The 14,120-nt window shown below is 62.6% G+C and carries 14 protein-coding genes; 5 read left to right on the top strand and 9 right to left on the bottom strand.

Translation table 11 applies throughout. The annotated features are described in order from the left end of the window. Nucleotides 1-209: 209 nt before the first annotated feature. From RZS28_RS02885 to RZS28_RS02865, 5 genes are all read left to right on the top strand, one after another. Nucleotides 210-986 carry a DUF5765 domain-containing protein gene (locus RZS28_RS02885; protein WP_407339709.1) on the top strand — a complete coding sequence of 259 codons (777 nt, stop codon included), beginning with the start codon at nucleotides 210-212 and terminating at the stop codon, nucleotides 984-986. A 208-nt stretch (nucleotides 987-1,194) separates the two neighbouring features. Further along, nucleotides 1,195-1,887, top strand: a complete 693-nt coding sequence (locus RZS28_RS02880; protein WP_407339708.1) for a glutathione S-transferase family protein — start codon at nucleotides 1,195-1,197, stop codon at nucleotides 1,885-1,887. Next, nucleotides 1,884-3,044 carry a tRNA epoxyqueuosine(34) reductase QueG gene (gene queG, locus RZS28_RS02875; protein WP_407341026.1) on the top strand — a complete coding sequence of 387 codons (1,161 nt, stop codon included), beginning with the start codon at nucleotides 1,884-1,886 and terminating at the stop codon, nucleotides 3,042-3,044. The genes RZS28_RS02880 and queG overlap by 4 nt, the downstream gene beginning before the upstream one ends. Further along, nucleotides 3,041-3,916, top strand: a complete 876-nt coding sequence (locus tag RZS28_RS02870) for an SDR family oxidoreductase (RefSeq protein WP_407339707.1) — start codon at nucleotides 3,041-3,043, stop codon at nucleotides 3,914-3,916. Before queG ends, RZS28_RS02870 begins: the two co-directional genes overlap by 4 nt. A gap of 246 nt (nucleotides 3,917-4,162) precedes the next feature. After that, entirely contained in the window at nucleotides 4,163-5,062 is a 900-nt protein-coding gene (locus tag RZS28_RS02865; protein WP_407339706.1) for a LysR family transcriptional regulator, read from the top strand. Nucleotides 5,063-5,111: 49 nt separating this feature from the next. On the opposite strand, the gene yidC is transcribed toward RZS28_RS02865, so the two are convergent. From yidC to fba, 9 genes are all read right to left on the bottom strand, one after another. Next, nucleotides 5,112-7,052 (bottom strand): membrane protein insertase YidC, encoded by a 1,941-nt coding sequence (yidC, locus tag RZS28_RS02860; protein WP_407339705.1) that lies wholly within the window; start codon nucleotides 7,050-7,052, stop codon nucleotides 5,112-5,114. Nucleotides 7,053-7,388: 336 nt separating this feature from the next. Beyond that, entirely contained in the window at nucleotides 7,389-8,087 is a 699-nt protein-coding gene (gene rnpA / locus RZS28_RS02855) for a ribonuclease P protein component (protein WP_407338270.1), read from the bottom strand. A gap of 166 nt (nucleotides 8,088-8,253) precedes the next feature. Then, the gene (gene rpmH / locus RZS28_RS02850) at nucleotides 8,254-8,388 is read right to left on the bottom strand and encodes a 50S ribosomal protein L34 (protein ID WP_010300405.1); all 135 of its coding nucleotides are present in this window, start codon (nucleotides 8,386-8,388) and stop codon (nucleotides 8,254-8,256) included. A gap of 117 nt (nucleotides 8,389-8,505) precedes the next feature. Next, nucleotides 8,506-9,315, bottom strand: coding sequence for an HAD-IA family hydrolase (locus RZS28_RS02845; protein WP_407339704.1), 810 nt, complete (start codon nucleotides 9,313-9,315; stop codon nucleotides 8,506-8,508). Then, a complete protein-coding gene (gene rpe / locus RZS28_RS02840) occupies nucleotides 9,287-9,970 on the bottom strand; it encodes a ribulose-phosphate 3-epimerase (protein WP_407339703.1) in 684 nt (227 codons plus the stop codon). Before rpe ends, RZS28_RS02845 begins: the two co-directional genes overlap by 29 nt. Then, nucleotides 9,971-10,903 carry a CbbX protein gene (gene cbbX / locus RZS28_RS02835; protein WP_407339702.1) on the bottom strand — a complete coding sequence of 311 codons (933 nt, stop codon included), beginning with the start codon at nucleotides 10,901-10,903 and terminating at the stop codon, nucleotides 9,971-9,973. It lies immediately after the preceding gene. A gap of 107 nt (nucleotides 10,904-11,010) precedes the next feature. Continuing rightward, the gene (locus RZS28_RS02830) at nucleotides 11,011-11,436 is read right to left on the bottom strand and encodes a ribulose bisphosphate carboxylase small subunit (protein ID WP_407339701.1); all 426 of its coding nucleotides are present in this window, start codon (nucleotides 11,434-11,436) and stop codon (nucleotides 11,011-11,013) included. Between the two features lie 12 nt (nucleotides 11,437-11,448). Further along, nucleotides 11,449-12,924: a form I ribulose bisphosphate carboxylase large subunit gene (locus tag RZS28_RS02825; RefSeq protein ID WP_407339700.1), complete on the bottom strand. Its 1,476-nt coding sequence runs from the start codon at nucleotides 12,922-12,924 to the stop codon at nucleotides 11,449-11,451. A 15-nt stretch (nucleotides 12,925-12,939) separates the two neighbouring features. Beyond that, the gene (gene fba, locus RZS28_RS02820) at nucleotides 12,940-14,025 is read right to left on the bottom strand and encodes a class II fructose-bisphosphate aldolase (RefSeq protein ID WP_407339699.1); all 1,086 of its coding nucleotides are present in this window, start codon (nucleotides 14,023-14,025) and stop codon (nucleotides 12,940-12,942) included. Between the last annotated feature and the right edge of the window lie 95 nt (nucleotides 14,026-14,120).

Below are 14,120 nucleotides of genomic sequence, written 5' to 3'. Positions count from 1 at the left end.
GCCGCCATGAGATGAATGGCACCTGTGACTTTCTGCGAGCGTCCGCAATTTCAAATGTCGACTTGTACAAATCAGTCGATGACCTAAACCGGATTCACCGGAGGCGCATTCACTTCTGGCGTCAGAGCTAAGACCAAGCTAATATAACCCAGGATAATCGATAGGCTTGGGTCTCACCGATGTGCTGGAATGGACAAGCATCGACGGTCTTGGCGGCGATTGGGGTCGCCACCGCGGCTCACGCCGCGCTTAAACGCCACCCCGAACCCGCCGCGCTTTGGGCTTGCCTGCTTTACTTTTCCAGCATGGAGGTGCTGCAAGCGGTCAGCTACACTGTCGTCAATCAATGCGACAACCCGCTCAATCAATTCCTAACTCTGCTGGGCTATCTGCACATCACCTTCCAGCCCTTTTTCATTAATGCCGGCGCTCTCTATTTCATGCCGAAGGATGTGGCCCGGCGAGTCGCGCCTTGGGCTTACTTCTTTTGCTTCATCGCCGCATTGAGCATGTTGATCCAACTCTATCCGTTTCAATGGGCAGGCACATGCGCCCTCGGCCGGCCTATATGCGGGCAAATTCTCTGCACAGCCAGAGGGAGCTGGCATCTGGCGTGGTTTGTTCCGCTTAACGGCATTGGCAACGCCGTGAAGGCTTACTCCATATTCGGCAACGGATTTGTTGGCTATTCGGTGACGGCTTTCCTCATGCCGCTGCTCTATGGCAGTTGGCGGGTCGTATTGTTCACCTATTTGGCTGGGCCTCTCCTCGCGTTTCTGACCACCTCCAACCCGAATGAATTCCCTGCGGTCTGGTGCCTGTACAGCATCGCGCTTTGCCTGACGATCATTAAAACGCCGCTGCGGCGCCATCTGCGGGTTGAGACTCCATATTGGCGGATCATCGCCGCGTGGCTCCGCCGCATCGCGGTGGCGCGGCAATCCAGCGTGCCGGTCAGCGAAGGCGGCGAATCTACGCTGAAGTGAAAGCGCCCAACAGCCTAGGACGTGAACGGCGCAGGGTTCCGAACAGTCAGCCGGATCTTCTCGATGCGGCGCGCACGCTTCGGTCGTTCCCGAGCCTAAACCTCAGCCGCATTAACGAAACCTTTACCCCAAGTTGGGATTCCTTGCGCCAGGTTTTCCTCGGGCGACGCCGCGCCCCGATCCCCTTTCCTCACGAACGCGAAGCTGAATGATCACCCTGTATCATCATCCGCTGTGCCCGCATTCGCGTTTCGTCAGGCTGCTTCTGGGGGAATATGGCATCACTCCCGAATTGATCGAGGAAAAGACCTATGAGCGCCGACGCGAATTCTTGATCCTCGATCCGGCCGGACAGACGCCGGTTCTGGTCGAGCAGGGCGGCATAGTCGTGCCGGGCGCCGGGCCGATCGCTGAATATTTCGATGAGACGCGCGGCCTCGCTTTGGGCCGGCACAGGCTTCTCCCGGAGGACCCGGCCTCGCGCGTAGAGGTGCGCCGGCTGTGCGATTGGTTCCACCAGAAATTCTTTCACGAAGTCACCAATTGGCTCGTCACCGAAAAGGTCTATAAGCGTTACATGCCGCGCGAGCGGGGCGGCGGCGCGCCGGAAATGGAGCTTGTGCGCGCGGCGCGGACCAATATCCGCACCCATATGCGCTATATCGGCTATCTGGCCGGCGGCCGGAAATGGCTCGCCGGCGAGCAGCTTTCGCATGCCGATCTCGCCGCCGCGGCGCAGCTCTCCTGCGTCGATTTTCTGGGCGATGTGCCATGGGAAGAGAACGAAACGGCAAAGCTCTGGTACGCCAGGGTGAAGTCGCGTCCGGCCTTCCGCTCCCTGCTCGCCGATCGTCTGCCGGGATTGTCTCCGACCGCGGTCTACGCGGATCTCGATTTCTGACGCCCCCCTTCAAGGCTGAGCTTCAGGCGAAGGCGCAGGCGCTCGGCTTCGATATTTGCAAGGTTGCGCATCCGGGCGCCATTCCGGAGGCGGCCGGAAGGCTCAGCGCTTGGCTTCAGTCCGGCGCCGCAGGGGATATGGAATGGCTCGCGGCGACCGAGGCGCGCCGCGCCGATCCGCGCGAGCTCTGGCCTGAGGTCGAAAGCATCCTCTTGCTTGGCGTGAATTATGGTCCGCCAGGCGATCCTCTGGCGACGCTGGCGCAAAAATCGGCCGGCAATATTTCCGTCTATGCGCGGCATCGCGACTATCACGAGGTGATCAAGGGCCGCCTCAAGACGCTGGCCTCCTGGCTCGTCGCGGCGGCCAAGGGGGCCGACGTCAAGGTCTTCGTCGATACGGCCCCGGTCATGGAGAAGCCCTTGGCGCAGGCGGCGGGCCTCGGCTGGCAGGGCAAGCACACCAATCTCGTCTCCCGGGACTTCGGCTCCTGGCTCTTTCTCGGCTCGATCTTCACCACTTTGCCGCTCACGCCGGACCTTTCGGAGCAAGATCATTGCGGCAGCTGCCGCGCCTGTCTCGACATTTGCCCGACCAAGGCCTTTCCGCGTCCCTACGCCCTCGATGCGCGGCGCTGCATCTCCTACCTGACCATCGAGCACAAGGGCCATATCCCGCGCGAACTGCGGCCGCTCATCGGCAATCGAATCTATGGCTGCGACGATTGTCTCGCCGTCTGTCCCTGGAACAAATACGCCGTAACTGCGCGGGAGATGAAACTGCTGCCGCGCGAAGATCTGTGCGCGCCGTCGCTGAGCGGCCTGCTTCGCCTTGACGACGCCGCTTTTCGGCGGTTCTTTGCAGGAAGCGCCGTCAAGCGAATCGGCTCCGACCGTTTCATGCGCAATGTCTTGATCGCCGCCGGCAATTCCGGCGACGCGGCGCTCGCTCACTTGGTTGTCGACAAACTCGGGGCCGGCTCGCCTCTCTTGCGCGCGATGGCGGTTTGGGCGCTCTCCCGGCTCGGGCCGCAAGATCATTTGCGGGAGCTTGCGGGGCGGCGGCGCGCGCAAGAGACTGATCCCGCGGTCGAAGCGGAATGGGCGGCGGCCATTGACGCGGCGGCGCCTGTTGCGAAAGAAGGTCGGCTTTCATGAAGCTTTTCGCTTTCGGTCTCGGCTATTGCGCGCGCGATTTCATCGCCCGCTTCGGCGCCTCCTTCGACGAGATCGCAGGCACTGTGCGAAGCGCCGCCAAGGCGCAGGAGATCGCCGGCGAAAACATCGAGGCTCTGGTCTTTGGCCCGGAAGGCGAAGACCCCGCCATCGCGCAGCGCCTCGCCGACGCGGACGCGTTGCTTGTCTCGATTCCGCCGGGCGTTTCGGTCGATCCCGTGCTGGCGCGGTTTGGCCACCGCATCGCCGGGCTTCGGCGTCCTCAGACGATCATCTATCTCTCGACGATCGGCGTCTATGGCGACAGGCAAGGCGAATGGGTCGATGAGGCGCTGGCTCCGGCGCCGTCCTCGACGCGCTCGCAGGCGAGGCTTCAGGCCGAGAAATCCTGGGCCGCGATCGGCAAGTCGAAAGACAAGCGGGTTCGCATTTTGCGCCTTGCCGGAATCTATGGCCCGGGACGCAATGCGCTCGCCAATCTCAGGGCCGGATCGGCGCGCCGCCTCGTCAAGACGGATCAGGTCTTCAACCGCATCCATGTCGAGGATGTGAGCCGCGCCATCGCCGCCGCTTTGCTTTATGAAGGCCCAGACGGCGTCTTCAATGTCAGCGACGACGCCCCAGCGCCGCCGCAAGACGTCGTCACATTCGCGGCCATGCTGATGGGCGTCGAGCCGCCGCCCGAGCAGGACGTGGCCACCGCCGAGATGACGCCGCTGACCCGCAGTTTCTATGCCGAGAACAAGCGCGCCTCCAACAGGAAGCTGAAGGAGGAGCTAGGCGTCGAGCTTGCCTTTCCGACCTATCGCGTCGGCTTGGAGGCGCTTTGGGAGGCCGGCGAGGGACGCGATTGAAGCTCGATCCGCGCTGCAGATTTTTCGCTCACACGGCCCGAGCGCCCGTTTCCCGGCGGAGAACGCCGGGCAATCTGAAAAACGGGGATCGTTCGGCGACGCATCAACTCAAGACGTGGTCTCGATTTCGTTTAAAGACCAAAAGCGTTCGCGCCCGCCGCTCACGTTAAGTATTTCCACCGCGCGGTTGTAGCGGAAGGCAAATACTCGCTTCGAAGTTGTGCAAAAATTTGCTATGCTTTCGCTATGTCTGATCGGATTCGCTCAGCGGCGCTCAATTGGGAAGATCTCCGCTACTTTATAGCGTTGGCGCGCCACGGGAGCCTTTCGGCAGTTGCGCGCGCCTTGCGCGTCAATCATGCGACGGTAGCTCGCCACGTCGCCAGCCTGGAAAGGACCTTGAGCCAGGCCTTGTTCGAGCGGCGCGCGGACGGCTACATCCTCACCTCGGACGGCAGGGCGGTCCTTGAGGCGGCAAATCTCATGGATGAGGCCGCTCTGGCGGTGGAGCGCCACTGCGATCGAAGCGACGAGTTGAAGGGGCGCGTGCGCCTGACCCTCGCCCGCGTGCTGGCGGATGGCTTTCTTATCGATCGTCTCGGCGGCGTGCATGAACGCTATCCGTCCCTCGATCTGGAGCTCATCATAGAGTCGAAGGTTCTGAGCTTGGCTAACCGGGAGGCGGACGTCGCCTTGCGATTCGGACGGCCGGTGGACAGCGGCCTCGTCGCCCGCCGCGTGGCGCGCATTGGCTTCGCCTTTTACGCCTCGCCCAAATATCGGGATCGAATCGCGGGCGGCGAAACGCCGGCCCTGATCGGCTATGACGAAGACAGCGCCTTCATCGCGGAAGCTACTTGGATGGCGCGCCGGTTCGGTGACGCCCGGTTTTCATTTCGCAGCAACAGTCAGGTTTCGCAGGCCGCCGCCGCCCGCGCCGGCTTCGGCGTCGCCCTTCTGCCTCGCTATCTGGCCGGGAGCGACGCGAGGTTGGTCGAACTTTCCTTCGGCGAGCTTCCGGCCGATCGGGACATTTGGCTGCTGATCCGACCGGATCTCACCAAGATCCCGCGCGTAAAAGCCGTGACCGATTTCCTCATCGACCTGTTCTGGCGCGAGACGAAGCTCCTTGTCGGAGGCGGCTGAAGCGCGATTTCCGTAGCCGCGCGGAGTTCGCGAGCAGGACGGCCACTGTTCAACTAGTAGCTTTTTTTCGGAACATTCCGGTGAGGTTTCCCCAGAGCTCGATTTTGGCTCCGGCTTTTTTCATGATGAGGCTTTGCTGGATGACCGAGAGGGTGTTGTTCCAGGTCCAGTAGATCACGAGGCCGGAGGGGAAGCTACCCATGGTGAAGGTGAAGATCACCGGCAGCCAGGCGAAGACCATTTTTTGCGTCGGATCGGCCGGCTCCGGGTTCATCTTCATCTGGACGAACATCGAGACGCCCATGATCAGCGGCCAGACGCCGAGCATGAGATAGGCGCCGAACACCGGAATCTGCGACGGATCGAAAGGCAGAAGCCCGAACAGGTTGAACACATTGGTCGGGTCCGGCTGCGACAGGTCCTTGATCCAGCCGAAAAACGGCGCCTGCCGCATCTCGATCGTGATGACCAGCACCTTGTAGAGCGAGAAAAACACCGGCAGCTGGATCAGCATCGGCAGGCAGCCCGCCACCGGATTGATCTTCTCGCGCTTGTAGAGCGCCATGGTCTCCTGCGACTGCTTCGGCTTGTCGTCGGGATAGCGCAGCCGGATCGCCTCGATCTGCGGCGCGACCGCCTTCATCTTCGCCATCGCCATATAGCTGCGGTTGGCGAGCGGGAAGAAAAGCGCCTTGACCAGAACCGTGACGCAGAGGATCGCGACCCCGAAATTGCCGGTGAACTTGTAAATATGGTCGAGCAGCCAGAACATCGGCCGCGTGATGAAATAGAACCAGCCCCAGTCGATCAAGAGATCGAATTTCTCGATGCCGAGCGTCCGCTCATAGCGGTCGAGCGTATCGGCCTCCTTGGCCCCGGCGAAGACCCTGGTTTCGACCGCGCCGGTCGCCCCCGGCGCGATCGTCGCGCCCGCCTCGCCGACAAAGCCCGCCTGGTAGATCTTGATCGGCGCGCTATTGCCCGCCGAGGCCTGCTCGCGCTCGGAAAAGCTCGCCGCGACCGGCGCGCTCTGCTCCGGAATGACTGTCGCCGCCCAATATTTGTCGGTGATGCCGAGCCAGCCGCCAGCGCCCTTGAAGGTCTTGGTCGCGTGCTCCTCCTTCTCGATCTTGTCGTATTTCACCTCCTGCACGCCGGCGTCGCCGACGACCCCGACAAAGCCCTCGTGCAGGACCGAGAAATTCGCCGAGATCGGCTTGCCGTGGCGGGCGACGATCGCATAAGGGTGCAGCGTCGCCGGCCGCTGGCTCTTGTTCTCGACGCTGTCGGTCACGCTGAACATATAGCGGTCGTCGACCGCGATCTTGCGATGGAAGACGAGGCCCTGGCCATTGTCATAGCTGAGCGTCACCGGCTCGGTCTCGGTCAGGGTCTCGCGATCGGCGGTCCATAGCGCATCCTGGCGGGGCAGGGCGAGCGTCTCGCCGGGCGCGGCGAAGAACCCAGTCTCGGCGTAATAAGGCGCGGGCGAGCCCAGGGGCGACAAGAGCACGATGTTCGGGCTATGCGGGTCGGGGGTCTCGCGATAGGCTTTCAGCGAGACGTCGTCGATGCGCCCGCCCTTGAGCGAGATCGAGCCGAACAGCGCCTTGGTGTCGAGCTTGATCCTGGGGCCTTCGGCCAAGGCCTCGGCGCGGGTCTTCCTCGGCTCCGGCGGCTCGGCAAGACCTTGCGCCAAACCGCCTTGCGCCAAACCGCCTTGCGCCAAACCGCCTTGCGCCAAACCGCCTTGCGCCAAACCGCCTTGTCCCAAGTTTTGCTCCGCGCCCGGCGCCTGCGATCCCGGCGTCTGGCCGGCGGGGGCGGTCGCGCTGGGAGCTTGGGCGCCAATTTGGGCGTTATGAACCTGCGCCGGGCGCGGCTTCTCCGGCGGCGGCGCGAAGAAATAGCTCCAGCCGAGGACGACGAGGCACGACAGGCCGATCGCCAGATAGAGGTTCTTGGTGTCCCTTGGGTCCTGCTGCTTCATGCCTTTGGCGTCCGGGCTCCACTCGCGAAAGCCCGGGATCGGGCTTGGCTCTCACAGTCTTGTTCTTGTCTGCGCATGATCTTCAAGGGGACGCTTCAAGCGGGCCCCGCGCGGCCTGCGCCGTTCATGCTCCGGCGGCTCACAGGGCAATCCGGCGTCTCGAAGTTCTCAGCCCTCGATTTTCCTTAAGCTCTCGATTTTCCGATGAACGCCCGGCTTTCCGATGCGCCGCTTTCCCCGGCCGATCAGATACAAGACCTTTGTCGCCGCGTCGAGAGCGCTCCGGCGGCCCAGGCGCTGCGAGCTTTTTCGCCGAGCCTTCTTTTGGCCTGAAGCTCAGCGCAAAGGCCGCTCCGCCGGGCTTCGATTTTGCGCTAAAGCCTTTGGCTTGGCCTGATCCTTTCGCGGCGCCGGCCTCCAGTTTTTCGGATCCTGCTTCAGGGCGCGGGCGAGCTCCGCCTGCAAGGCCGAGAAAGCCATGCCGAGCGCCTCGGGCCGCGCCAGGATCACATAATCATGCGCGGGGCGCGCCGGAAGGGGGTCGAGCCGGCGCAAGGCTTCCTTGAGGCGGCGGCGGATCCGGTTGCGCAAGACCGCGCCGCCGAGCTTCTTGGTCACGGTGAAGCCGAACCGCGGCGGCAAGGGCGCTTCATCCAGCGCAGGCTCGAGCGAAGGCGCGGAGCCGCTTGAACCCGGCGCGGCTTTTTGAATCTGCCGTGGCGCGGCTTTAATTTCCCGTGGCGCGGCCTGCAAGGCGAAGCCTTTGGCGTAGAGCCGCTTGCCTTTGCCGACGGCGAGGAACTCCGCCCTTCGGGTCAGGCGCTCCGGCCTCGGGGACTGCTTGGAAGAAGACTTGTCGCCGGAGAGTTCGCCGAGAGGCGGACGCGCGGGCGCGTCCGAGCCCGGCGCTTCTGAGCCAGCCGCATCCAAGAGAGCCGCGTCCAAGAGAGGCGCATCCAAGAGAGGCGCATCCAAGAGAGGCGTTTCCGAGATGGGCGCTTTCAAGACGGCCTGCTCCAAGACGGTCTGCTCCAAGACGAACGCTCCAAGACGAACGCTCCAAGCGGGCGGCTCTAAGCGGGGCAGGGCTCCCGAGACGGGGCGCTTCCGAGACGGGCGCTTTCAAAGGCGGAAGGCTCCAAGCGCGGCCGCTGTCCCAAAATCCCTGGCGCGCCGCCAAGCCATGCGGGGAAAGAAAGGCTCAGGCGGACAGGCGCTTGCGGCCGCGCGCGCGGCGCGCCGCGATCACCTTGCGGCCCCCAACCGTCGCCATCCGAGCCCGAAACCCATGCCGACGCTTCCGAACAAGCTTGCTCGGTTGATATGTCCGCTTCACTAAAAACACTCCATCACAAACGCGGCGGCGGAAAATAGAGCCAGCCTTATAGGGGCATCAAGCGAGCCAAGTCAATTTGGCGCAGTCTTCGCCTGAACGCAGCGGCCGAAATGTTTGTCAAAGCGCAATGCTTTCCCGCAAGCGCTCGCGCGTCGCCCGTTCATGCTGCAACAGCGCCCGCAACCCGTCGAGATCGACATGACCCTTGCTGAAGCGCCAGCCCGCGATGTGGCGGTGCGGGCGATCCGGTTCGCCAAGGTCGCTCAGCAGGCTCGCCGCCGCGCTGAAATCATCGGCGCTCGAATAAAGGCTGGGCGTTGCGACAACCACCAATCCGGCTTGACTTGCCGCCCGCACGCCGTTTTCGGAATCTTCAAAAGCGACGCAGCAAGAAGCGGCGACCCCCAGCTCTTGCAGAGCGTGGAGATAAATATCGGGCGCGGGCTTCTTGCTCGGGACGATATCGCCCGCGGCGATCACGCCGAACCAGGACGCGGCCCCTTCGCCGAGAAAGGCGCGTAGCAAGGGCTTGACATTGCCGGCGCTTGTCGTGGTCGCTATCGCAAGGCGCAGGCCTTGATCATGCGCGTCCCTGATGAGGCGCCGGATTCCCGGCCTCGGATCGCCGCCGCGCGCCGTAACGAGGCTCGCGTAGCGGTTCGATTTTTCCGCGTGCATCTCGGCGAGCCGCGCCAGCGCGGCGTCGCCGCCTCGAGGGCTCCAACGCTCGACATAATGGCGGATGCGTTCTCTTCCGCCGGTGATGCGCAGAAGCTCGCGATAGAGCTCGGCGCTCCAAGTCCAATCGAGCCCATGCGATGCGAATGTCTCGTTGAAAGCCTGCCTATGAACTTCCTCGGTTTCAGCGAGCGTGCCGTCAACGTCGAAAATAAGCGCCTCAAGCGGCATCGCGGGCGAGCTTTCCATTGGCGGCCGCGCGGATCGCCGCGATATTCGCGGCATAATGTTCGGGTCCGCCCTTAAAGACTGCGGAGCCCGCGACAAGCGTATCCGCGCCTGCCGCCGCGACCAAAGCCGCCGTCTCTGGGTTAATGCCGCCATCGACTTCGATGCGGATCGGGCGCAAGCCGATCATCGCCTTCAACTCCGCAATCTTCTCGATGGCCGAGGGAATGAAAGCCTGGCCGCCAAAGCCGGGATTGACCGACATGACAAGAATGAGATCGACGAGATCGAGGACATGCTTCACGCTTACCGCCGGGGTCGCCGGGTTCAGCACGACGCCCGCCTTTTTCCCGAGCCCGCGGATCGCTTGAAGCGAGCGATGCAGATGCGGCCCCGCCTCGACATGGATCGCGATCAGATCCGCGCCCGCCTCGGCGAAGGCGGTGAGAAAGGGATCGCAAGGCGCGATCATCAAATGCACGTCGAAGGGAAGTTTCGTATGCGGGCGCAAGGCGGCGACGACGGCGGGGCCAATCGTGATGTTTGGCACGAAATGACCATCCATGACGTCGACATGAATCCAGTCGGCGCCGGCCTCGGTAATGGCCCGCACTTCTTCGCCGAGCTTGGCGAAATCGGCGGAGAGAATCGAAGGTGCGATGACGAGAGAAGTCATTCAAGCCTCCTTTGTTTTGAGCGGATCGGAGCTGAAGACGCGGCTTGCGAGCACGTCCGGCGCGTCGATGGTCATGAGATCGTCGAGCGAAACCGGGCCGTCCTGCTCGAAATAGCGATTGGCGTGGCGAAGCCTTGCGCGGTCGAGCGCATTGCGGATCGAGCGGGCGTTGGAGAAATGCGGCTGCATCCGGCGCGCGGCGATGTAGCTCTCGAAAGCCGCCGCGCCCGCCTCGCTGAACTTATAACTCTGCGCCGCCAACATCGTCGTGGCGATCTGCATCAGTTCGCCGTCGGTGTAATCGGGAAAGTCGATGTGATGCGCGATGCGCGAACGAAAACCAGGGTTGGAGCGGAAGAACTGGTCCATCCGATCGGCGTAGCCGGCGAGGATCACCACCAGATCCTCGCGCTGATTTTCCATCACCTGCAGAAGGATCTCGATCGCTTCCTGGCCATAGTCGCGCTCGTTCTCCTGCCGATAGAGATAATAGGCCTCGTCGATGAACAGCACGCCGCCCATCGCTTTCTTGAGGATTTCCTTCGTCTTCGGCGCGGTATGGCCGATATATTGGCCGACGAGATCGTCGCGCGTCACGGAGACAAGATGGCCTTTGCGCACATAGCCGAGCTTGTGTAGAATCTGAGCCATGCGCAGCGCGACCGTCGTCTTGCCGGTGCCGGGATTTCCGGTAAACGACATATGGAGCGTCGGCGTCTCCGAAACGAGGCCCAGGCGCCGCCTGACGCGATCGACGATCAGAAGCGCCGCGATCTGGCGAATCCGCGCCTTGACCGGGGCGAGGCCGACGAGTTCGCGGTCGAGCTGGTCGAGCACTTCCTGCACATGCGTCTCGGTCAGCTCGCGGCGAAGATCGATCGTCTCGGGGGGCGTGGCTGAACCACTCTCCGTCGAGATTTCGCTGGCCTCCATGCTTGGGTCTCCGCAAACAAGAAATGAGAGGAGCGACGGCGGCTGCCTCGCCTGTTACGCCGGATAACGGTCTGCCGGACGATCCGAGATCGTCCGGCGCGCGGACGTCAGGACGAGTAGCGATCGCCTTCCGGGCGGTCGACGGCGTAGGATTCCGTCGTGTAGATCTGCCGGCGGCTGGGGCCTTCCTGCCGGACCAGACGGAATCCCGGCTCGTTTTTCGGGCGATTGACGATGAAGGAAATCCGCACGCTTTCCCAGCCATGCGAGGAGTCAAAGCCTGAGATCCGGATATAGTATCGATCGCCATGCGCCTTGCGGCAGGCGTTGAGCTCGAGCAGGACGGCGGCCGCGTCCTTGATGTCGAACATCGGCAGATCCCACATTTCCCAGAACGTGTTCCGGGGATGCGGGTCGTCGGTATATTCGAGATTCACCGCCCAGCCTTTGTCGATGATATATTGCACTTGCGACCGAATCTGATCGTCGGTGAGATCGGGAAGATATGAGAAGCAGCCTTGCGTGATGCGCATTTGTAAGTCTCCTTATTCGGCCGGGGTCACGGACGCGACGAAATCGGGCGTGTCCGTCGACGCGTAATTGAAGGAGACGTCCTTCCACACATCGAGCGCCTGCTTCAAAGGCGTGCAGGTCTTGGCCGCGTCCTCGAGGATCTGCTGACCTTCGGCCAGAGTGTCGCGCCCGGCGTTGCGCGCGAAGATCATCGCTTCGAGGGCGACGCGATTGGCCGTCGCGCCCGCGGCTATGCCCATCGGATGGCCGATCGTGCCGCCGCCGAATTGGAAGACGACGTCCTCGCCGAGAAGATCGAGGAGTTGGTGCATCTGGCCGGCGTGAATGCCGCCCGACGCCACAGGCATCAGCTTGTTCAGCGAAGCCCAGTGCTGATCGAAGAACAGGCCATGCTCGAGGTTCTGTGGATTATAATCCTCACGGCAGATGTCGTAATAGCCGCGCGTCGTGTTCGGGTCGCCTTCGAGCTTGCCGACCACGGTGCCTGCGTGGATGTGGTCGACGCCGGCGAGGCGCATCCATTTGGCGATGACCCGGAACGAGACGCCATGGCTTTTCTGCCGCGTATAGGTCGAGTGGCCGGCGCGATGGAGATGCAGGATCATGTCGTTCCTGCGGCACCATTTGGCCATGGACTGGATCGCGGTATAGCCGATCACGAGGTCGATCATGATGACGACAGAGCCGAGCTCCTTGGCGAATTCGGCGCGCTCGTACATGTCCTCCATGGTCGCGGCGGTGACGTTGAGATAGGTGCCCTTAACCTCGCCCGTCGCGGCCTGCGCTTTGTTCACCGCCTCCATGCAATAAAGGAAGCGCTCGCGCCAATGCATGAAGGGCTGCGAATTGATGTTTTCGTCGTCCTTGGTGAAATCGAGGCCGCCTTTCAGGGCCTCATAGACCACGCGGCCGTAATTGCGGCCGGAAAGTCCAAGCTTCGGTTTCACCGTGGCGCCGAGCAGAGGCCTGCCGAACTTGTCGAGCCGCTCGCGCTCGACGACGATGCCGGTGGCGGGACCTTGGAAGGTTTTCACATAGGCGACGGGAAAGCGCATGTCCTCGAGGCGAAGCGCCTTCAAGGGCTTGAAGCCGAACACATTGCCGATGATCGAAGCCGAGAGGTTCGAGATCGAGCCTGGCTCGAACAGGTCGAGCTCATAGGCGATGAAGGCGAAATAGACGCCGGGCGCGTTTGGCACCGGATCGACGCGATAGCATTTCGCCCGGTATTTTTCACAATCAGTCAGCCGGTCGGTCCACACCACCGTCCAGGTCGCGGTCGAGGATTCACCGGCGATCGCCGCCGAGGCCTCGATCGGGTCGACGCCATCCTGCGGCGTGACGCGGAAGCAGGCGATGAGATCGGTGTCCTTCGGCTCGTAGTCGGGCTGCCAATAGCCCATGTTGCGATATTCCATGACGCCGGCCGAATAGCGGCTGCGCGGCTGGCCTTCCGGCGGCTTCAGATTTTTGTCGACTACGCTCATTGTGAAAATCTCCAATTATTCTGCGGCGCTGCGTTGCAATTCCAGGCGAGGATCGAGACTGCCGGAGGCATAGCGCTTGGCCATGGCGGACATTGGCAGAACCTTGATCTTCGAGGCGTTTCCAGCGGTGCCGAATTGCTCGAAACGTTGCCGGCAAAGGTCGCGCATCGCGTCCATCGCGGGCTTCAAAAATTTGCGGGGATCGAATTCGGCGGGCTGCGTATGGGCTATGCGCCTGAATTCGGCGGTCATGGCGAGCCGGCAATCGGTGTCGATATTCACCTTGCGCACGCCATGCTTGATGCCGCGCACGATCTCTTCGACCGGCACGCCATAGGTTTGGCGAATGGCGCCGCCATTCGCGTTGAAAAGCTCCTGCAATTCCTGCGGAACCGACGATGATCCGTGCATCACGAGATGAATGTTGGGAAGCTTGGCGTGGATCGTTTCGACGACTCGCATCGAGAGAATGTCGCCATCGGGCTTGCGGGTGAACTTATAGGCGCCGTGCGAGGTGCCCATCGCGATGGCGAGCGCGTCGACCTTCGTCTTGGTGACGAAATCGACGGCTTGATCGGGGTCGGTCAGGAGCTGGTCGAGGCTGAGCTTGCCTTCCGCTCCATGTCCATCCTCCTGCTCGCCGCTTCCATGTTCGAGCGAGCCCAGAACCCCGAGCTCGCCCTCCACGGAGGCGCCGACCGCATGCGCGGCGTCGACCACCTTGCTCGTGATCGCGACATTATAATCGTAGGAGGCGGGCGTCTTGGCGTCGGCTTCGAGCGATCCGTCCATCATCACCGAGGAAAATCCGTATTGGATCGCGGTGAGGCAGGTCGCTTCGCTATTGCCGTGATCCTGGTGCATGCAGATCGGAATGTCGGGATACATTTCGATCAAGGCCTCGATCATCTTGGCGAGCATGATGTCGTTGGCGTAGGCGCGGGCGCCGCGGCTCGCTTGGATGATGACCGGAGCGTCGACCGAGGCGGCGGCGGCGAGAATCGCCAAGCCCTGCTCCATATTGTTGATGTTGAAGGCCGGTACGCCGTAGTCATGCTCGGCTGCGTGATCGAGCAGCTGACGAAGGGTGATACGCGCCATGAGTTAGTCTCCGTCACAGATTGCGGATAGGGGCCTTGATGCCGGTTCGCTCCCGGCCCTCCGCCATTCCAGAAAGGCCCCGCCGATACCTGCAA

Origin of the sequence: Methylocapsa polymorpha (assembly GCF_045689225.1) — a bacterium.
GTDB classification, from domain to species: domain Bacteria; phylum Pseudomonadota; class Alphaproteobacteria; order Rhizobiales; family Beijerinckiaceae; genus Methylocapsa; species Methylocapsa polymorpha.
Note: the sequence above shows the minus strand (reverse complement) of the source record. Positions and strands in the feature narration are given on the sequence as shown.

Bases quoted from the DNA above. Each gene is read 5' to 3' on its own strand.
- RZS28_RS02880 (WP_407339708.1), top strand. From the start codon at position 1,195: ATGATCACCCTGTATCATCATCCGCTGTGCCCGCATTCGCGTTTCGTC.
- RZS28_RS02870 (WP_407339707.1), top strand. From the start codon at position 3,041: ATGAAGCTTTTCGCTTTCGGTCTCGGCTATTGCGCGCGCGATTTCATC.
- RZS28_RS02865 (WP_407339706.1), top strand. From the start codon at position 4,163: ATGTCTGATCGGATTCGCTCAGCGGCGCTCAATTGGGAAGATCTCCGC.
- yidC (WP_407339705.1), bottom strand. From the start codon at position 7,052: ATGAAGCAGCAGGACCCAAGGGACACCAAGAACCTCTATCTGGCGATC.
- RZS28_RS02845 (WP_407339704.1), bottom strand. From the start codon at position 9,315: ATGGAAAGCTCGCCCGCGATGCCGCTTGAGGCGCTTATTTTCGACGTT.
- rpe (WP_407339703.1), bottom strand. From the start codon at position 9,970: ATGACTTCTCTCGTCATCGCACCTTCGATTCTCTCCGCCGATTTCGCC.
- cbbX (WP_407339702.1), bottom strand. From the start codon at position 10,903: ATGGAGGCCAGCGAAATCTCGACGGAGAGTGGTTCAGCCACGCCCCCC.
- RZS28_RS02830 (WP_407339701.1), bottom strand. From the start codon at position 11,436: ATGCGCATCACGCAAGGCTGCTTCTCATATCTTCCCGATCTCACCGAC.
- RZS28_RS02825 (WP_407339700.1), bottom strand. From the start codon at position 12,924: ATGAGCGTAGTCGACAAAAATCTGAAGCCGCCGGAAGGCCAGCCGCGC.
- fba (WP_407339699.1), bottom strand. From the start codon at position 14,025: ATGGCGCGTATCACCCTTCGTCAGCTGCTCGATCACGCAGCCGAGCAT.